Source organism: Haemophilus parainfluenzae (genome assembly GCF_036288925.1).
Classification (GTDB): Bacteria; Pseudomonadota; Gammaproteobacteria; order Enterobacterales; family Pasteurellaceae; genus Haemophilus_D.
This window is the reverse complement of record NZ_CP127167.1, coordinates 71838-90634: the sequence shown is the minus strand read 5'-3', so window position 1 is coordinate 90634 and position 18797 is coordinate 71838. Positions and strand designations below refer to the sequence as shown.

The window sequence follows — 18797 nt, the reverse complement described above, 5'->3', positions numbered from 1 at the left end:
GATAGATTAAGGTAAATCATCGATTTCTTTATCCACTTTTGGTGGAATCATGTGTTCGCGACGTAGACCAACATCATAAGCAATCGCAATCGCGATAAAGATTGATGAGTAGGTACCAAAACCGATACCGATTAATAACGCTAACGAGAAGTTATGAATGGATGGCCCACCAAAGAAGAACAAGGCAATCACAACAAGAAGTGTTGTGAGAGAGGTCATGATGGTTCTCGACAAGGTTTGCGTTAAGGAAATATCAATAATATCGATAGTATCTACACGACGAATTTTACGGAAGTTTTCACGTACACGGTCGAATACCACGATACTATCGTTGATAGAGTAACCCACAACGGAAAGAATTGCCGCCACAAAGGTTAAATCCATTTCAACTTGTAATGCAGAGAACAAACCGAGGGTAATGACTACGTCGTGAGCAAGTGAGGCAATACCGCCCACAGCTAAACGCCATTCAAAGCGTGAGCCGATATAAATCAACATCATCGCAAGAGTAGCAAGCGTCGCATAAACTGCACCTTGAGCTAACTCTTCACCAACGTTAGGCCCCACAAATTCAATACTGTTAATATGAATATTCGGGTCGATTGTTTGGAGCATGCCTTTAACGTGTTCACCGATACCAGAATCGTTATTGTCGGCTGGTAAACGGATCATGACATCTTGTACAGAACCCGTTGTTTGTACAATTGGGCTTGAAATCCCGTTTTGGTTTAATGTGCCACGGATTTTCTCTAAATCAGCGGGTTGTGAGAAGTGAGTATCAAATACCACACCGCCCGTAAAATCTAAGCCCCAGTTGAAGCCTTTTGTAATAATGAAGAAGAGGGAAATCGTCATCAAAATAGCGGAAAATGCATACCCTACAAATCTCACTTTCATAAACTCAGTGAGAGAGAATGGCAATTTAATCCCATTCACTTCACGGATAAAATGTCCGTTTTTATCTTTTGCAAATAATCTCATCTTATCCTACCTAAATTGATAATTTTTCAAGACGTTTACCGCCGTATAGGAAGTTCACGATAGCACGTGTTCCGGTAATCGCTGTAAACATTGAAATTGCCACACCTAATGCAAGGGTTACCGCAAAGCCTTGAATTGGACCGGTACCGACTGCATAAAGGATAATTGCCGTTAAAATTGTGGTTAAGTTCGCATCGAAGATAGAGGAGAATGCACCGTTATAACCTTCGTTAATAGCTTGCTGGATTGGACGACCATTACGAATTTCTTCTTTGATACGCTCAAAAATAAGTACGTTGGCATCCACCGACATCCCCAAGGTTAATACGATACCCGCAATCCCCGGCATGGAAAGTGTTGCTCCAGGTAGGATAGACATTAAACCGACTAATAAAACGATGTTAATCACTAATGCAAAGCTTGCGATAATGCCGAAGATTTTGTAGTAAATCAACATGAAGAAGATGACTATAATTAATCCCCAGAAACTTGCATTGATACCTTGTTCTACGTTTTGTGCACCCAGTGAAGGACCAATTGTACGTTCTTCAACGATTTGCACTGGTGCAATTAATGCACCTGATTTTAATAACATAGAAAGGTTTTGTGCTTCTGCAGAGCTACTTACACCCGTAATTTGGAAGTTAGAACTAAAGCGACCTTGAATAGTAGCAACGTTAATCACTTCTTCATTTTTCTCTAAAATAGTTTTGCCATTTTCGTCTTTTTTACCGTTGTCTTTGTATTCTACATACAAGGTTGCCATTGGTTTTTTGTAGTATTTCTTGGTGGTTTGCGACATGATTTCGCCGCCTTCACTATCCAAGGTGACACTGACTTGTGGCGTACTGGTGTTTTGGTCTAAACCTGAGCTTGAGTTGATGATGTGTTCACCACCCAATACTGCACGTTTGTAAAGTGCAACAGGTCTACCTTGACGGTCATATTTGATTTCTGTGTCAGAAGGTAACATACCTCGCGCTGCTGATTCAGGGTTCACCAACGAATTCACAATGCGGAATTCAAGTGTCGCAGTTGCACCTAAGATCTCTTTTGCACGGGCAGTATCTTGAACACCCGGTAATTCGATTACGATACGTTCTGCACCTTGACGTTGGATAACCGCTTCAGCTACGCCTAATTCAGCGACACGTTTACGTAAAATCGTTAAGTTTTGCTCGATCGCTAAGTTACGTGATTCTGTTAATGCCGTTTCAGAAAGGGCAAGGTTTAAGGTGTTGTCACCAATATCAGACACATCTAATGTTGGGTGTAGCTGACGAATAATACGTGCTGCTTTTGATATCTGGTCAGCGTTTTCTAACGTGACCGTTGTACCAAATTTGTCACCATTTTTAATCGCGGTAAACTGAATTTTTTCTTTACGTAACTCGCCACGTAATGTGTCTTGTAACTGTTCTTGACGTTTAGCCAAAGCAGAATTCATGTCCACTTCCATTAAGAAGCGTACACCACCACGTAAGTCCAAACCCCATTTCATCGGGTTGGCCCCAATGCTGCTTAACCAAGTCGGTGTTGCCGGTGCAAGGTTTAATGCCGTGGTATAGCTGTTGCCTAGTTTTTCTGCAATTTTATCTTTGGCAAGAAGTTGATCATCTGTGTTGGTGAAACGGGCAAGAATAGAGCCATTTTCAAGAACGATAGATTTGGTTGGAAGGTTATTTTCTTTCAGTACATTTTGTACTTCAGTTAATGCGGTGGTGTCTGCTTGTTGTCCGCGAGTACCGGAAATTTGCACCGCAGGATCTTCACCATAGATATTTGGAAGAGAGTATAAAGCACCAATGGCGACCACAAGGATCACCATTAGATTCTTCCATAATGGGTAACGATTTAACATAGTTTTCCCTTTAGGAATTTAAATTAGAGAGATTTTACAGAACCTTTCGGTAATACTGAAACAATGTAGTTACGGTTAATCGTGATTTCAGTGGTATCGTTTAATGCGATAACAATTTCAGCACCTTCGGTTACTTTGGTAATTTTACCAATGACGCCACCAGCGGTTAATACTTCAGTGCCTTTCGCCAATTCAGACATTAATTTTTTGTGTTCTTTATTACGTTTTGCTTGTGGGCGGTAAATCATAAAATAAAAAATTAAACCGAAGATCACGAAAATAAATAGCGTGGACATTGGGCTTTGTGCTTCCATTGTGTTTTCCTTATAAAATGAAAAGTTAAAAGTGGTCGTAAAATACCATAAAACGGCATTCAGTAAAAGCCGATGAAGGCAATAACAACGAGAATTTTGGAATTAATTGATTTTTTTCAAGCAAACTTCGAAGATTTGCTCGGAAAGCCAATGTTGATCCACTAATTCACATTGATTTTCTTCACAAAAAACAACAAAATTTTCGACCGCACTTTGACGATTTAATTGCAAAACTAATTCATCATTTGACGCTAAATTTGCCAAAGCCTTCTTTGCAGTTAAAAGCGGAATCGGGCAGGAAAGTGCGGTCAAATTTAATTGATATTTCATGGTTTAAGCTTGGCGACGAGCAAACATAATTTTGCCCATAGCCGTGAGTTGTTCTGCGGATAAATATTGCTTACCAAGCTCAAATAGCGGCTCTTCAAGGGATATGTGTCTATCATAGCTCGCCACAAACTGCGTAATCAGTCTTTCATCTACATCGGTACGTTTCTCTGCAATCAATTCTTCTAGCTGCTCCGAAAGCTTTGCCCAATTTTCATGCAAAGTAACATGCTGGCGTTCTAATTCATCCACCGACTCTTTCGCTTGAGGTGCTTTTTCAATTAAAGCGGGGAAAAAGTCTTTTTCTTCATCATCATGATGAAGAGGTGCCGCGTGATTAAAATACTGCAAAATGGTTTTCACATCATTTAATACGGCTTGATTCACGCCATTTTTTTCTAAGTAGCCAGGAAGAATGGTGAGCTGTTTACAAAAGCGTTTCACTTTGCTATGACAAGCATAAAGCATATCAATCGGCTCATTCCAAGTGGCAAATTGTTGAGGTTCAAGGATTTGCATAAGGTTTCCTTTGTTAAAAAGTGCGGTCAAAAAACGCTTCATTTTTCTACCTCACTTTCAGCAATTATGAGTTATCCGCTAATTGTAATGGGGGAACTGGTTTGCCCATGCGAGCATAGAATTCCACCACAAAATCATCAAAACGCTCGTCTTCAATAGCCTGACGAATTTCCGCCATTAAGCGTTGATAATAGCGTAAATTATGAATGGTATTTAAGCGAGCACCTAAAATTTCACCGCATTTATCTAAATGGTATAAATAGGCTTTGGTGTAGTTTTTACAGGTGTAGCAATCACATTCAGGATCCAATGGGCTGGTATCATCACGATATTTTGCATTACGGATTTTGACAATGCCGTCTGTCACGAATAAATGGCCGTTACGAGCGTTACGGGTTGGCATTACGCAGTCAAACATATCAATACCACGACGTACGCCTTCCACTAAATCTTCCGGTTTACCCACACCCATTAAATAACGCGGTTTATCAGCCGGGATTTGTGGGCAGATGTATTCTAAAATACGGTGCATGTCTTCTTTTGGTTCGCCTACCGCTAAACCGCCCACTGCATAACCGTCAAAGCCAATATTCACTAAGCCTTCTAATGAGACTTTGCGTAATTCTTCAAACACGCCACCTTGAATAATACCGAATAGGGCATTCTTATTGCCTAATTCATCAAAGCGATCACGGCTACGTTTTGCCCAACGAAGAGACATTTCCATGGATTTTTTCGCATAATCGAAAGTCGCTGGATAAGGCGTACATTCATCGAAAATCATCACGATGTCAGAACCTAAATCATATTGAATTTCCATGGATTTTTCAGGTGAAAGGAAAATGCGCTCACCGTTAATTGGGTTTTGGAATTTCACTCCTTCTTCGGTGATTTTACGTAATTTACCTAAACTAAATACTTGGAAGCCGCCACTATCCGTCAAAATCGGGCGATGCCATTGCATAAAATCGTGCAAATCACCGTGTTTACGCATCACTTCCTGTCCAGGACGAAGCCATAAATGGAAGGTATTACCAAGCAAAATTTCTGCACCCGTCGCACGCACTTCTTCCGGTGTCATGCCTTTTACCGTGCCATAGGTGCCCACTGGCATAAATGCAGGGGTTTCTACGCTGAACGTACCTTGTGGACGTTCAAACACCAAGCGACCACGACGTGCACTGCCGCTGGTTTTATCTAATTCATATTTCATTTTCTTTCCTCAACGAATAAACAGTTCGAAGGTTGTTATTCAATAAAAAAGCCTGTTAGTACAGGCTTCTGGACGAGTATTTTATGAGTTGGCTGAAAATAAGTCAAACCACTTATTCTAAGCCTTTCACATTGGGGTTTTTAGTGATGAACATCGCATCGCCATAACTGAAAAAATGATAGCGATTTTCGACCGCACTTTTATAGGCATTCATGGTGTGGCTAAAGCCTGCAAAGGCCGATACCAACATAATCAATGTGCTTTCCGGTAAGTGAAAGTTGGTAATCAACGCATCCACCACACGGAATGATTTGCCCGGGTAAATAAAAATAGACGTATCAGAAAAATAAGGTTCAATTAAATCTGGATTGCCATTTTCTTCTGCCGATAGGGCAGCGGTTTCAACAGAACGCACTGATGTTGTACCCACTGCAATGACACGTTTACCCGCTTTTTTCGTTTCAATAATGGCATTGCAGACTTCTTGAGAAAGTTCCACATATTCTGCGTGCATGATGTGATCTTCAATATTTTCAACACGTACGGGTTGGAATGTACCTGCGCCCACGTGCAAAGTCACAAATTCAAAATTGACGCCTTTTTCATGTAATTTTTGTAAAAGCTCATCATCAAAATGCAAGCCTGCTGTTGGTGCCGCCACTGCACCAGGCACTTTGTTATATACGGTTTGATAGCATTCTTGATCCGCTTCTTCATCTGGGCGATCAATATAAGGCGGTAACGGCATATGACCGATTTCTTGCAACACATCAAGTACATTGCGACTTTTATCCGCTAATTCCACTTCAAAAAGGGCATCTTGACGACCGACCATAATCGCTTTTACGCCATTATTTTCACCGAGCTTATCTTCGCCTAAAAATAATTCTGCACCTTCTTTCGGGGCTTTTGATGAGCGAATATGCGCTAAGAAATGATGTACACTTAAAACACGTTCCACCAACACTTCAATTTTTCCGCCACTGGCTTTACGACCAAACATACGAGCTGGGATTACACGCGTATTGTTAAAAATCAACAGATCACCTTCATCGATTAAATCTAATACATCGGTAAAAGTGCGGTGAGAAATTTCCCCGTTTTCGCCATTGAGTTGTAGCAAACGGCAAGAAGAGCGATCTTCTTTAGGGTAACGAGCAATCAGCTCATCAGGTAAGTCAAAATGAAAGTCAGAAACACGCATAATTGTAAATAATGAAAGCTAAAAATGGGGCATAGTCTAGAGCTATTCGGAGGAAAGAACAAGAAAAAAAGCCCTTTCAAAAAGGTGAAAGGGCAAAATATTTGGAGTCATACTATGAGTTGTTGAATTAACAAATCAGGTATGGGATGTATTATAGTACATTCTTTAACAAGTGCAACAATTTTTTAACAAATTAATTATGTGGATTACGCGTGTTGGTGTTGACCAAGTTACGCATCAACAATGCATAATCAAGTTGGACGTCTTGTGGCACATCTAAAAAGACAAAATGGCCATCGCCAAGTGCGGCTTCCACATGTTCGTTTTTGCGATTGAGCATTTTTTCAATTTTAAAAACGATGTTGCCTTGTGGGGTCATCATTTCCACTTCATCACCAAGCAAGAATTTATTTTTCACCGCCACTTCAGCCATGCCTTGCTCATTGCGTTTACCGGTAAATTCACCGACAAATTGTTGGCGTTCAGAAATAGAGTAGCCATATTCGTAATTTTGGTATTCATCGTGCGTATGGCGACGTAAGAAACCTTCGGTATAACCACGATGAGCAAGGGATTCCAACGTATCCATTAAGCTTTCATCAAATGGTTTGCCCGCAGCCGCGTCATCAATGGCTTTGCGATAAACTTGTGCGGTTCTTGCGCAGTAATAGAATGATTTAGTACGGCCTTCGATTTTTAAAGAATGCACACCAAGAGCGGTCAATTTTTCTACATGTTGTACTGCACGCAGGTCTTTTGAGTTCATAAAGTAAGTGCCGTGCTCATCTTCAAACGCCGTCATTTGCTCATCAGGCTTTTGTGATTCGGTGTAAAGGAAGACTTTATCCGTTACTGCACCTTCGCCCAAGGTTGGCGCCACATTTTTCACTTCGATTTGTTGAGCAGGGTCGATTTTTGGCACAATGTTGCCCACTTCATCCGTAGTGCCTTCTTCCATTTTGTATTCCCAACGGCAAGCATTGGTGCAAGTACCTTGGTTTGGGTCGCGTTTGTTGATATAGCCAGAAAGCAAGCAACGGCCAGAATACGCCATGCATAATGCACCGTGTACGAAAATTTCGAGTTCGATATCTGGCACGTGTTGGCGAATTTCTGCGATCTCTTCAATGGATAATTCGCGCGATAAAATCACACGAGTTAACCCCATTTGTTTCCAGAATTTTACCGTTGCCCAGTTTACCGCATTCGCTTGTACAGAAAGGTGAATATCAATATCCGGGAAGTTTTCACGCACCAACATAATTAAGCCTGGGTCAGACATAATTAAGGCATCAGGGCCCATGTCGATGACAGGTTGTAAATCTTTGATAAAGGTTTTAAGTTTGGAGTTATGCGGTGCAATGTTTACGACCACATAGAATTTTTTGCCAAGCGCATGGGCTTCATCGATCCCGATTTTTAAATTGGCGTGATTAAATTCATTGTTGCGTACACGTAAACTGTAACGTGGTTGGCCTGCATAAACGGCATCTGCGCCATAAGCAAAGGCGTAGCGCATATTTTTGAGGGATCCCGCAGGGGAGAGTAATTCAGGTTTAAATGGGGTTGTCATAATGTTCTCTTGTCTGATTTCAGGTCAGTAGCTTGCTTTTGGCAAGCCGTATTAAAGGCCTGTATTTTAGGCGGATTTAGGGATTTGTAAAGTAAAAGTGCGGTTGGTTTTTCGATTGTTTTTTAAGGCTAGAAATAAAAAAGGCGAACCATTCGTTCGCCTTATCAAGATACATTTAATTAAATCGCCCAGCCGCCAGCATAGAATGCGACAAGTACAATGGCGATGATAATCGTGCCGATGTTGAGTTTTTTCACATCACCACTCACGATACGACCAATCACTAATGCCGCAAAGCCAAGCATGATACCGGTTACGATGTTTGCGGTGAGTACGATGAATACCGCACAAACTAAGCCGCTCATTGCGCCGACGAAATCATCAAAGTCTAATTTGCTCACATTGCTTAGCATTAATAAGCCCACATACATTAACGCCGGTGCAGTTGCATAACCAGGCACTAAGAATGCAAGTGGTTGGAAGAATAACATTAATAAGAACAATACACCGACGACGATAGCGGTGATACCCGTTTTACCGCCTGCGGCTGTCCCTGCTGCTGATTCGATATAAACGGCTGCTGGCGCAGTACCGAATAAACCTGAGAATAAGCTACTTACAGAGTCAGAGGTTAAGGCTTTGCCACCGTTGATGATTTGTCCGTCTTTATCTAATAAGTCAGCTTGACCTGCAACGGCACGAATAGTACCAGTTGCATCAAATACGGCAGTCATCACTAAAGCAAAAACAATTGGTAAAATGGCTGGTTGTAATGCACCTTGCAAATCTAATTGTAAGAAAAGTGAGTTTTCACCAAAGGTTGGCATTTTGAAGATCTGTCCATTGAATGTTACGTTTGAATCGAAGATTAAACCTACGATAGTAATGGCAATGATGACCCATAAAATCCCGCCTTTCACTTTCATTTTTTCTAAGCCGATAATGAATGCAAGGCCGATTAAGGACATCATCACAGGGAACGAGGTGAAATCACCTAATTTAACCGGTAAACCCGCTTAGTTGCTGACCACTAAGCCTACGCCGTTTGCGGCGATTAAAAGTAAGAATAAGCCGATCCCGATCCCTGCACCGTGCGCGATACTTGATGGCAGGTTACGTAAAATCCATGAACGAATACCTGTTGCCGAAATTAAGGTGAACACCAAACCCATGAGGAATACGGCACCTAATGCCACAGGAATAGAAACATGTTGACCAATCACTAAGCTAAATGCGGTGAAAGCGGTTAATGAAATAGCACAGCCGATCGCCATTGGCGCATTTGCCCAAAAGCCAATTAAAATCGAACCAAGACCCGCCACTAAACAGGTTGCGATAAACACGGATTCAGCGGGAAAGCCTGCATCACCAAGCATTTTAGGCACAACAATTACGGAATACACCATGGCTAAGAAGGTGGTTAAACCCGCAATGATTTCTTGACGAACCGTTGAACCGCGTTTGTTGAGTTCAAAGGTTTTTTCTAAACTTGACATAAAGTCCCCTACCCTAGGTTAATAATCAAAAAAAAGGACGTGCTATTTTATAGTAAATCACTCAAAAGTAAACGTTTGCGCAATCGTTTTTTTGCTAGGCTGGCGGGAAAGTGCGGTCAGTTTTGAGGATGTTTTTCACATATTTTTTTATCGGCTAAAAACTGCTATACTCTGAGAGTTTTTAACGTAATCAAAAAAGGAAAAACAATGGCTGATTTTAATCAAATTTTAACGCCAGGCGATGTAGATGCCGGCATTATCAATGTGGTAAATGAAATTCCAGAAGGTAGCTGCCACAAAATCGAATGGAACCGTAAAGTTGCAGCGTTCCAATTAGACCGTGTTGAGCCAGCGATCTTCGCAAAACCAACTAACTATGGTTTCATTCCACAAACTTTAGACGAAGATGGCGATGAGTTAGACGTTTTATTATTAACGCGCCAACCACTTGCAACAGGTGTATTCCTTGAAGCAAAAGTTATCGGTGTGATGAAATTCGTTGATGATGGCGAAGTGGACGATAAAATCGTTTGTGTGCCAGCAGATGATCGCGATACCGGCAATGCATACAACAGCCTTGCAGATGTGCCAGCGCAATTAATCAAACAAATTGAATTCCACTTCAATAACTACAAAGCATTGAAAAAAACAGGTTTAACAAAAGTGACTCACTGGGGCGATGTAGAAGAAGCGAAAGAAGTGATTCGTGAATCAATCAAACGTTGGAATGAGCGTTAATTTTTCATGTTAATGAATTGAAAAGGCATCAGATTGATGCCTTTTTATTTATCTATGGGCAAAAGTGCGGTCAATTTTGACTTAACCCAAAAAGTTGGACCAAGCTCTTAACTTAGGTCGTTTCAGGAATCTGTGGCAAATTCACGGCTTCCACTGAGCCTAACGCTTTGGCTTTTTGATAAAATGCTAACTTATATTCCAGTAGGTTTAAATAGCGTTTTAATTCAGCAATTTGGCATTTCACATTTTCCGTTTGGCTTTCAAATAATGCAAGGCGTTCGTCAATGGTATCGTCGCCAATGGTGGTACATTCAGCGAAGCGTTTGATGTCTTTTAAGCTCATTCCTGTATTTTTCAAGCATTGTAATAAACTCAACCATTGCAAATCGTTATCAGTAAAACGGCGATTGCCGTGTTCATCGCGCCCAACGTTAGGCAATAAGCCTTCTTTGTCATAAAAACGTAAAGTGTGGGCGGAGATACCGATTTTTTCGGCAGCTTTAGCGGTGGTGTAAGTCATTTCCCTTCCTTCCAAATAAAAAGTTGCAAAAAACGCTTGCCTTAGAGTGAACTCTAAAGTGTAAACTGTTGCTATCTTGCTTAGGCAAGGCAACTTTGTCAATGAATTAAGAGGAAAAACAATGGAAATTAAACAAATCAACTCAACGATCAAATCTCGTGCGGCGGTAGCATTCGCCCCAAATCAACCCTTACAAATTGTAGAAATCGACGTAGAAATGCCACGCAAAGGCGAAGTGTTAATCCGTAATACTCACACAGGCGTTTGCCATACTGATGCATTTACGTTATCAGGGAGCGATCCTGAAGGCGTATTCCCTGTAGTGCTTGGACATGAAGGTGCAGGTGTGGTCGTTGCAGTGGGCGAAGGTGTATTAAGCGTAAAACCAGGTGATCACGTCATTCCGCTTTATACCGCAGAATGTGGTGAATGTGAGTTTTGTCGTTCTGGTAAAACCAACTTATGCGTCTCAGTGCGTGATACGCAAGGTAAAGGCTTAATGCCAGATGGAACAACGCGTTTTTCTTATCAAGGTCAGCCGATCTATCACTATATGGGCTGTTCGACCTTTAGTGAATATTCTGTTGTTGCAGAAGTGTCACTGGCGAAAATTAACCCAGAAGCAAATCATGAACAAGTATGTTTACTTGGTTGCGGCGTTACCACAGGTATTGGTGCGGTGCATAACACAGCAAAAGTGCAAGAAGGCGACTCTGTTGCGGTGTTTGGCTTGGGAGCGATTGGTTTAGCGGTGGTACAAGGTGCACGTCAAGCTAAAGCGGGTCGTATTATTGCTATTGATACCAATCCTGCAAAATTCGAGTTGGCAAAACAGTTTGGTGCAACGGATTGTTTAAATCCGAATGATTACGATAAACCTATCAAAGATGTGTTGTTAGACATCAACAAATGGGGCATTGACCATACCTTTGAATGTATCGGCAACGTAAACGTAATGCGTCAAGCATTAGAAAGTGCACACCGTGGTTGGGGACAATCCATTATCATCGGCGTAGCAGGTGCAGGCCAAGAAATTTCAACGCGCCCGTTCCAGTTGGTCACAGGCCGTGTTTGGAAAGGTTCAGCATTTGGTGGCGTGAAAGGTCGCTCTGAACTGCCGAAAATGGTGGAAGATTCAATGAAAGGTGACATCCAGTTAGAACCGTTTGTGACTCACACAATGACACTCGATCAAATCAATGAAGCCTTTGAGTTAATGCACGAAGGTAAATCGATCCGCACGGTTATTCATTACTAAGGTACGCAATGAAACTGATTGAACAACATCAAATTTTTGGCGGTTTGCAACAAGTTTGGGCACATGATGCCCAAACGCTTCAATGCGAAATGAAATTTGCTGTCTATTTGCCAAATAATCCGGAAAATCGACCGCTTGGTGTGATTTATTGGCTTTCTGGCTTAACTTGTACTGAACAAAATTTCATTACCAAATCAGGCTTTCAGCGTTATGCAGCAGAACATCAAGTGATTGTGGTTGCCCCTGATACTAGTCCTCGTGGAGAGCAAGTGCCGAACGATGCGGCTTACGATTTAGGGCAAGGTGCGGGCTTTTATCTTAATGCGACCGAGCAGCCTTGGGCGACGAATTATCAGATGTATGATTATATCTTGAATGAATTGCCTACTTTAATTGAAGCAAATTTCCCTACCAACGGCAAACGTTCCATTATGGGACATTCAATGGGCGGGCACGGTGCATTGGTATTGGCACTACGAAACCAAGAACGTTATCAAAGTGTTTCTGCTTTTTCGCCTATTTTATCGCCAAGCCTAGTGCCTTGGGGAGAAAAAGCCTTTACTGCTTATTTAGGGGAAGATCGTGAGAAATGGCAGCAATATGATGCCAGCTCGCTCATTCAACAAGGCTATAAAGTGCAAGGTATGCGTATTGATCAGGGCTTAGAAGATGAATTTTTGCCAACACAATTACGCACCGAAGATTTTATCGAAACCTGTCGTGCGGCAAATCAACCGCTCGATGTGCGTTTCCACAAAGGCTACGATCATAGCTATTACTTCATCGCCAGTTTTATTGGTGAGCATATTGCCTATCATGCGGCATTTTTGAAGTAACCAAAAAAATGCGGTCAAAATTGACCGCACTTTTGTCTTATTGAATATCGTTAAAACGAGAAACGTAATTCCGCATTCACATTATTCACTTTGGTATCGTGGTGGTAAGCACCTTGATAACCAACTTTTACGCTAAATGCCGGCGTGAATTGCGCTTGCAATGCGACACCTGTCGTGACGATATTTTTCAATTCTTTACCATAAAGATTTGCGACACCTTGATTATTGATCACCAAGCTGCCTTCAGCGGCTTTATCTTTATGGAAACGATGATAAGTCACATCACCTAATAGATTTAATTGAACGCTACCAACTGCAAATGGAATGGATGGACGTAAACCTACAGAGGTGACGATTAAATCACGATTGTTGTCTTTTAACTGCACTTCGCCTTTTGTCACACCTTTATTTTTGATGTGCATATAACTTACGCTAGCATAAGGTTCAATCGCAAAATGTTTGCCTTTTAAGCCAGTGTAGGCAAGCTCAGCAAAGACATTTTGTGTTTGGCTATGAGTTTTCACACCTTGCGCAAATTCTGCACGTTGTTCGTGTTTACCCCAACTTTGAATAAAGCCAATTTTCGGTGTTAATACGTTGAAACGATGTTCAGCTGTTAAGCCTAAATGTACGGCACGATCTTTCGAAGTGCGGTCAATTTTGTGGCTATTTTGTGTTGAGCCGACAAATACACCTAAATGTTTGTCTGTATCAATGGTTGCATCAATACCCACAAGTTGATTGTACGCATGGCTGCTTAAACTATCCGTGCTAAAGTGGGTGAAGGTGCCACTTGTCCAAATTTGTGTACCTGAATTAAGTTGAGCTCTTACTGCGCCCAGTTGGGCAAGTTGCTGACGAAGCAATAAGCCATTTAACACATTGTGTTGTTCGGCAGCGAGATCTTCATCATAGCTTAAACGAGCAAAGGCTTGGCGAGCGTTCTCTTTTGTTCCCCAAATGAGACTTTGATACGCTGCACTGTTTGTTGCTGCATCTAAGGCATTGGCGATAGCCACTTCATTTTCAGTGGTTGCTGCCGATGAAAGGGCTTTTTTCTGAACGGTCACTTTCAGCGTATATGCATTACTTTCATTTTTAACCGCAAAGAAATCATAAGTGTGAGGTGTTTCAACTATCGTATTTTCAGCTCCCACAAATGACCCGGTACCTTGAACTGATACCGCTTTTTGTGGGTCTTGTTGTAATTGAGGCAGAATTTCTTCATCAAATTTATTTGGCACTAAAACAGAACCGTCTGCAAAGGTGGCATTGACGTTAGCAATACCATTATTCAGTAAGAGACGACCACCTTTTTCTACCGTTGCAGTGACCGTTCTCGCCGTGCTGGTTAAGGTTTCGGTGGCAAATCCATTCTCACTTGGTTTAGTGATTTCTGCTTTCGGTAATACTTCCAATGTTGCACCTTGTTTTACGATAACTTGTTGTGCCGAACCAAGGGATTGATTTAACCCTGAAAGCTGACCTTCATTTACAGTAATTGCACCTGTGAAACTGTTATCACCCGTGAGGGTTAAGGTGCCAGAACCATTTTTAGTTAAAGCACCGATATAACCTTGTGCGGCACGTTCATTACGAGCGGCTTCACGCGCTAAGCCTACTTGATATTCTGCTTTTTCTTCAGCTGTCGCGCCTGCACGATTTTGCATTAATGCTTGTAATTCAGCTTTGCGCGTTGTCCAAGTTGCCACTTCAGCTTGATCTTCGACTTGACGTGCTTTGATGGCTTTATCGCTAATATCATTTGACCAAACATCATTTTGATTGAGGTTAATTTTCACGTTTCCTAAGAATTGACCTGGGCCAAACATGGCTTTGCCAAGATCTAAAATCCCCCAACCCCAAACGTTACTCGGTACACCTTGTTCAGTTTCCCAACGTTCTAACGGTTTACCTTCAAACCCTTTACGAAGCGTGGTTTGTCTTGCTGTGGTTAGCATGACATCACGCGCTTGATCGGTTGTCATGTATGGATAGCGAGAAAGAATGACACCTAACGCGCCACTTACATGAGGTGCAGCCATTGAAGTACCACCAGCCGATTTGTAGATAGGCTTACCATAAGTATTGTTGTCTTGTAATTGAATGTAGGAGGAATAGATGTTGGCAGATGGCGCCGCAATCGTCCACCATTTTGAATGGCCGGCGAGGTTAAATTCTTGAATATCTGCGCCTGCTTTTTCATCACTTACATCGTCATTTGAGTCATTTGGATAGCCTTCACCACCGACTTGACCGGTGACGTTTACCCAGTATTTTTCTGCATCAGGTCTGAAATAAGGCAACATCGCACGCGTAAAGGACTCCGCCATCATACTGCGGTTACCCGCGGTAAAGACTTGAATTACTTGTTTATTTTTTGCCACTTCATAAGCCGCATCAACAAAGTTTTTCTCACCACTCGTGACAAATTGATAATAAGCTTTTTCAGCCTCGACTAAGTTACTTAAATAAATATGTGCCGCAGGACTGGAAATTGGCTCAGGTGCTTTTGGTACATCATAATATTGCACGCCATATTCAGGCACATCACGCCAATCATATTTTGGTTTGTAGCCTTGTGCACCAGCAAAGGATGAATTAACACGACGGTTTGAACCCCAACTGTTATTAATTACTTTGGCACCGGCATCTGCTAGGGCAGAGTAGCCCTGTAAGAAGAAACTATAGTCTTGGTTTGGGCCATAGGTCATGTTGTCGTTACCACCAGTATTAGCAGAATAGAGGTTAGCACCGAATGCTACACCATGCATTTCATTGCCGTCGCGGCTTGCCGCCATTGTCCCGCCAACGTGCGTACCGTGCGCATCATTGGTATATTTATGCCATGCCCCGTCAATATTGAAGGCTTCACCTTTAGTGAAGATGCTATTATCTGTTTTATCGAAATTGCGTTTGCCGTTTTTTACTGGTTCATTTTTATTAATTGGACCATTTCCCACCGATGCATCGGGATAACGCATGCCATCTTTACTATAAGTCCCTTCCGTTTTTACAACGTGGATTCGACCATCTTGAAATTCTGGGTGGTTTAATAGCACGCCTGAATCCATCACGCCGATTTTTATGCCTGAACCATTAAAGCCAAGGGCGTAAGCCGTGGAAGCATTCATTGAGGTCAAGCCCCAGTCTTTAAGGTATTCGGTGCTTTCCCAGCTTTTGGTATTACCAGCTTGCCCCTGTTCAGAATAAGCGGCTGCATTGGCGGCATACCAACCAACAAGTAGTGCGAGTGCGGTTTTTTGAAGTGTTTGAGGTTTCATGTTGTCTTCCTTTATCTTTTCGATTTTCGCAGGCTATTATTCGTCTCATCGAGAGGTGCTTCAATGACCCAAATCAAATTCTTATAGAAAAATGTTTATTCTGTGACAACGATCACACCAAAGTGCGGTCAAAAAAGGGGATAAATTTATGTATCGTAGAAATCAATGTTATAATTCACGAACAAAATGATTAAGGAGCAACCCATGGCGATTTTAGTAACGGGTGGAGCGGGTTATATCGGCTCACATACCGTAGTGGAATTATTAAATGCAAATAAAGAAGTGGTGGTATTGGATAATTTATGCAATTCCTCCCCAAAATCTTTAGAACGAGTTAAAGAAATTACCGGTAAAGACGTGAAATTTTATGAAGGCGATATTTTAGATCGTGCTTTATTACAAAAAATCTTTGCTGAAAACAGTATTCAATCGGTCATCCATTTTGCGGGTTTAAAAGCTGTGGGTGAAAGTGTTCAAAAACCAGCTGAATACTATATGAATAACGTATCAGGCACGATTGTTTTGATTCAAGAAATGAAAAAAGCAGGCGTGTGGAACTTTGTATTTAGTTCATCTGCAACGGTTTATGGTGATCCAGAAATTATTCCAATTACAGAAGACTGCAAAGTAGGCGGTACAACCAACCCTTACGGTACATCTAAATACATGGTGGAACAAATTTTGACCGATGTTGCGAAAGCTGAACCGCAATTTAGTATGACGATCTTACGTTATTTCAACCCAGTGGGTGCTCACGCAAGTGGCTTGATTGGTGAAGATCCAAACGGCATTCCAAATAATCTATTACCTTACATTAGCCAAGTTGCCATTGGTAAATTACCGCAACTTTCGGTGTTTGGTAGCGATTATGATACTCATGACGGCACAGGTGTACGTGATTATATCCATGTGGTGGATTTAGCCATCGGTCACTTAAAAGCATTAAATCGCCATGAAAATGACGCAGGTTTACACATTTATAACTTAGGTACAGGTACGGGTTATTCTGTGCTTGATATGGTGAAAGCGTTTGAACAAGCGAACAATATTGAAATCCCGTATCGTCTTGTCGCACGTCGTCCTGGTGATATTGCAACATGTTATTCTGATCCAAGTCTTGCAGCAAAAGAGTTAAATTGGACAGCTGAACGTGGTCTTGAGCAAATGATGAAAGACACTTGGAATTGGCAAAAAAATAATCCGAAAGGATACAGAGATTAATCTCACTCTTGTTGGGTGGAGTACATTCCGCCCTTACTATTTTAATCAGATAAAACACGCTCAAAAATAACCGCACTTTATGTCAGAACAATCCCTTTCTAGTCAAATATTTACCCGCAAAATGCTGATCTGTGTCTTCACTGGATTTAGTTCGGGCTTACCACTTTTCGTGTTATTGCAAATGTTGCCAGTGTGGCTGACAGATAAAGGACTTTCCGTTGAATTAATCGGTGCCTTGACAGGGGTGATGGTGCCATACGGTTTGAAATTTTTATGGGCGCCGTTATTAGACCGCTATTTCCCGCATTTTTTAGGGCGTCGTCGTAGTTGGTTATTGATTTCTCAAGTGATTTTGCTGATTTCGCTTTATGCGATTAGTCAGTTTGATCCCGTGGCAGAGTTAAGTATGGTGGCTAAAATTGCCACATTTATTGCCTTTTTCTCTGCGACACAAGATATTGTACTCGATGCTTACCGTCGTGAAATTTTAACAGACAATGAATTAGGATTGGGGAATACCATCCATATTAATGCTTATCGTGTTGCAGGCTTAATTCCAGGTGGGCTCTCGCTTTATTTAGCGACAATTTATCCATGGGAAACCGTCTTTTTATTGACCGCACTTTGTATGCTAGCGGGCATATTTATGACGCTCTTTTTGGCAAAAGAACCTCAGGTTGCACAGGTCGATCGTGATCAACCTTTCTATAGGGTGTTTTGGATACCGCTGAAAGAGTTTTTCCAACGTAAAGGTGTTGCCCAAGCGATCGGTTTTTTACTCTTTTTGTTCTTGTATAAATTTGGTGATTCATTTGCTACTACGTTACAAACGAAATTCGTCTATGACATGGGCTTTGAAAAAGAACATATTGCGTTGGTGGTAAAAAGTACCTCTCTTTGGGCAAGTATCTCTGCCGGTCTCGTGGGTGGCGTGATCATGTTGCGCTTAGGCATTAATCGTGCATTATGGGTATTTGGTTTTATTCAATTAATCACTATTGGTGGATTTATTTGGTTAGCTGCATTTGGACATTTTGACCATATCGGCGCTGCAGAACTTTGGAAATTAGGTTTCGTGATTGCGGGTGAATATATCGGTGTCGGTCTCGGTACTGCTGCCTTTGTCGCCTTTATGGCTCGCGAAACGAATCCGCTTTATACAGCCACTCAATTAGCCTTATTTACCAGCCTTTCCGCTTTACCAAGTAAAGGACTTGGTATGTTATCTGGTTACTTGGTCAAGGCCGTGGGTTACTATCATTTTTTCTGGATTTGTTTATTTCTCGCTATCCCAGGAATGATTTGTTTATTCTGGGTGGCGCCATGGAATGAAAAAGGAAATAAAAAAGCTTAAAATAAAATAAAGTGCGGTCAAAATTTACAGCAAAATCATTTGACCAAACAAGGCTTTAACGGTATTTTAAACGAGTCTATTATTTATTGGAGATTTGT

The 18797-nt window shown here is 41.6% G+C and carries 15 protein-coding genes and 1 pseudogene; 5 read left to right on the top strand and 11 right to left on the bottom strand.

The features are described from left to right. Window positions 1-6 precede the first annotated feature (6 nt). The 9 genes and pseudogenes from secF to QQS40_RS00390 form a co-directional block, all read right to left on the bottom strand. Window positions 7-981: a protein translocase subunit SecF gene (gene secF, locus QQS40_RS00430; RefSeq protein ID WP_289901458.1), complete on the bottom strand. Its 975-nt coding sequence runs from the start codon at window positions 979-981 to the stop codon at window positions 7-9. A 10-nt stretch (window positions 982-991) separates the two neighbouring features. After that, window positions 992-2842 (bottom strand): protein translocase subunit SecD, encoded by a 1851-nt coding sequence (gene secD, locus QQS40_RS00425; RefSeq protein ID WP_289901457.1) that lies wholly within the window; start codon window positions 2840-2842, stop codon window positions 992-994. Window positions 2843-2865: 23 nt separating this feature from the next. Beyond that, window positions 2866-3156: a preprotein translocase subunit YajC gene (gene yajC / locus QQS40_RS00420; RefSeq protein WP_049357671.1), complete on the bottom strand. Its 291-nt coding sequence runs from the start codon at window positions 3154-3156 to the stop codon at window positions 2866-2868. Window positions 3157-3258: 102 nt separating this feature from the next. After that, complete coding sequence (locus QQS40_RS00415) at window positions 3259-3486, bottom strand: sulfurtransferase TusA family protein (protein WP_289901456.1); 228 nt, start codon at window positions 3484-3486, stop codon at window positions 3259-3261. Window positions 3487-3489: 3 nt separating this feature from the next. After that, on the bottom strand, window positions 3490-4002 hold the full coding sequence (locus QQS40_RS00410) for a hemerythrin domain-containing protein (RefSeq protein ID WP_289901455.1): 513 nt from the start codon (window positions 4000-4002) through the stop codon (window positions 3490-3492). 64 nt (window positions 4003-4066) lie between these two features. Next, window positions 4067-5215 carry a tRNA guanosine(34) transglycosylase Tgt gene (tgt, locus tag QQS40_RS00405; protein ID WP_297567350.1) on the bottom strand — a complete coding sequence of 383 codons (1149 nt, stop codon included), beginning with the start codon at window positions 5213-5215 and terminating at the stop codon, window positions 4067-4069. Window positions 5216-5327: 112 nt separating this feature from the next. Further along, window positions 5328-6419, bottom strand: a complete 1092-nt coding sequence (gene queA / locus QQS40_RS00400; RefSeq protein WP_289901453.1) for a tRNA preQ1(34) S-adenosylmethionine ribosyltransferase-isomerase QueA — start codon at window positions 6417-6419, stop codon at window positions 5328-5330. A gap of 193 nt (window positions 6420-6612) precedes the next feature. Continuing rightward, a complete protein-coding gene (trhP, locus tag QQS40_RS00395; RefSeq protein WP_128786962.1) occupies window positions 6613-7992 on the bottom strand; it encodes a prephenate-dependent tRNA uridine(34) hydroxylase TrhP in 1380 nt (459 codons plus the stop codon). A 179-nt stretch (window positions 7993-8171) separates the two neighbouring features. Further along, a pseudogene (locus tag QQS40_RS00390) lies at window positions 8172-9488 on the bottom strand (NCS2 family permease). A 207-nt stretch (window positions 9489-9695) separates the two neighbouring features. Here QQS40_RS00390 and QQS40_RS00385 point away from each other — a divergent pair. Next, window positions 9696-10226 carry an inorganic diphosphatase gene (locus tag QQS40_RS00385; protein ID WP_289901451.1) on the top strand — a complete coding sequence of 177 codons (531 nt, stop codon included), beginning with the start codon at window positions 9696-9698 and terminating at the stop codon, window positions 10224-10226. Between the two features lie 112 nt (window positions 10227-10338). Here QQS40_RS00385 and QQS40_RS00380 read toward each other — a convergent pair whose 3' ends face one another. Beyond that, complete coding sequence (locus QQS40_RS00380; RefSeq protein ID WP_007526955.1) at window positions 10339-10746, bottom strand: MerR family transcriptional regulator; 408 nt, start codon at window positions 10744-10746, stop codon at window positions 10339-10341. A 121-nt stretch (window positions 10747-10867) separates the two neighbouring features. Between QQS40_RS00380 and QQS40_RS00375 the strand changes: the two genes are divergently transcribed. Both QQS40_RS00375 and fghA read left to right on the top strand, forming a co-directional pair. Continuing rightward, window positions 10868-12004: an S-(hydroxymethyl)glutathione dehydrogenase/class III alcohol dehydrogenase gene (locus tag QQS40_RS00375; RefSeq protein ID WP_458472617.1), complete on the top strand. Its 1137-nt coding sequence runs from the start codon at window positions 10868-10870 to the stop codon at window positions 12002-12004. An 8-nt stretch (window positions 12005-12012) separates the two neighbouring features. Further along, complete coding sequence (gene fghA / locus QQS40_RS00370; protein WP_289901450.1) at window positions 12013-12840, top strand: S-formylglutathione hydrolase; 828 nt, start codon at window positions 12013-12015, stop codon at window positions 12838-12840. Between the two features lie 50 nt (window positions 12841-12890). Here the strand turns inward: fghA and QQS40_RS00365 are convergent, their stop codons facing one another. Then, window positions 12891-16124: a S8 family serine peptidase gene (locus tag QQS40_RS00365; protein ID WP_128786965.1), complete on the bottom strand. Its 3234-nt coding sequence runs from the start codon at window positions 16122-16124 to the stop codon at window positions 12891-12893. A gap of 204 nt (window positions 16125-16328) precedes the next feature. Between QQS40_RS00365 and galE the strand changes: the two genes are divergently transcribed. Then, the gene (gene galE, locus QQS40_RS00360; RefSeq protein ID WP_005700019.1) at window positions 16329-17345 is read left to right on the top strand and encodes a UDP-glucose 4-epimerase GalE; all 1017 of its coding nucleotides are present in this window, start codon (window positions 16329-16331) and stop codon (window positions 17343-17345) included. A gap of 79 nt (window positions 17346-17424) precedes the next feature. Next, a complete protein-coding gene (locus tag QQS40_RS00355; RefSeq protein ID WP_329505482.1) occupies window positions 17425-18699 on the top strand; it encodes an MFS transporter in 1275 nt (424 codons plus the stop codon). The last annotated feature ends 98 nt before the right edge of the window (window positions 18700-18797 follow it).

Bases quoted from the DNA above. Each gene is read 5' to 3' on its own strand.
- secF (WP_289901458.1), bottom strand. From the start codon at position 981: ATGAGATTATTTGCAAAAGATAAAAACGGACATTTTATCCGTGAAGTG.
- secD (WP_289901457.1), bottom strand. From the start codon at position 2,842: ATGTTAAATCGTTACCCATTATGGAAGAATCTAATGGTGATCCTTGTG.
- yajC (WP_049357671.1), bottom strand. From the start codon at position 3,156: ATGGAAGCACAAAGCCCAATGTCCACGCTATTTATTTTCGTGATCTTC.
- QQS40_RS00415 (WP_289901456.1), bottom strand. From the start codon at position 3,486: ATGAAATATCAATTAAATTTGACCGCACTTTCCTGCCCGATTCCGCTT.
- QQS40_RS00410 (WP_289901455.1), bottom strand. From the start codon at position 4,002: ATGCAAATCCTTGAACCTCAACAATTTGCCACTTGGAATGAGCCGATT.
- tgt (WP_297567350.1), bottom strand. From the start codon at position 5,215: ATGAAATATGAATTAGATAAAACCAGCGGCAGTGCACGTCGTGGTCGC.
- queA (WP_289901453.1), bottom strand. From the start codon at position 6,419: ATGCGTGTTTCTGACTTTCATTTTGACTTACCTGATGAGCTGATTGCT.
- trhP (WP_128786962.1), bottom strand. From the start codon at position 7,992: ATGACAACCCCATTTAAACCTGAATTACTCTCCCCTGCGGGATCCCTC.
- QQS40_RS00385 (WP_289901451.1), top strand. From the start codon at position 9,696: ATGGCTGATTTTAATCAAATTTTAACGCCAGGCGATGTAGATGCCGGC.
- QQS40_RS00380 (WP_007526955.1), bottom strand. From the start codon at position 10,746: ATGACTTACACCACCGCTAAAGCTGCCGAAAAAATCGGTATCTCCGCC.
- QQS40_RS00375 (WP_458472617.1), top strand. From the start codon at position 10,868: ATGGAAATTAAACAAATCAACTCAACGATCAAATCTCGTGCGGCGGTA.
- fghA (WP_289901450.1), top strand. From the start codon at position 12,013: ATGAAACTGATTGAACAACATCAAATTTTTGGCGGTTTGCAACAAGTT.
- QQS40_RS00365 (WP_128786965.1), bottom strand. From the start codon at position 16,124: ATGAAACCTCAAACACTTCAAAAAACCGCACTCGCACTACTTGTTGGT.
- galE (WP_005700019.1), top strand. From the start codon at position 16,329: ATGGCGATTTTAGTAACGGGTGGAGCGGGTTATATCGGCTCACATACC.
- QQS40_RS00355 (WP_329505482.1), top strand. From the start codon at position 17,425: ATGTCAGAACAATCCCTTTCTAGTCAAATATTTACCCGCAAAATGCTG.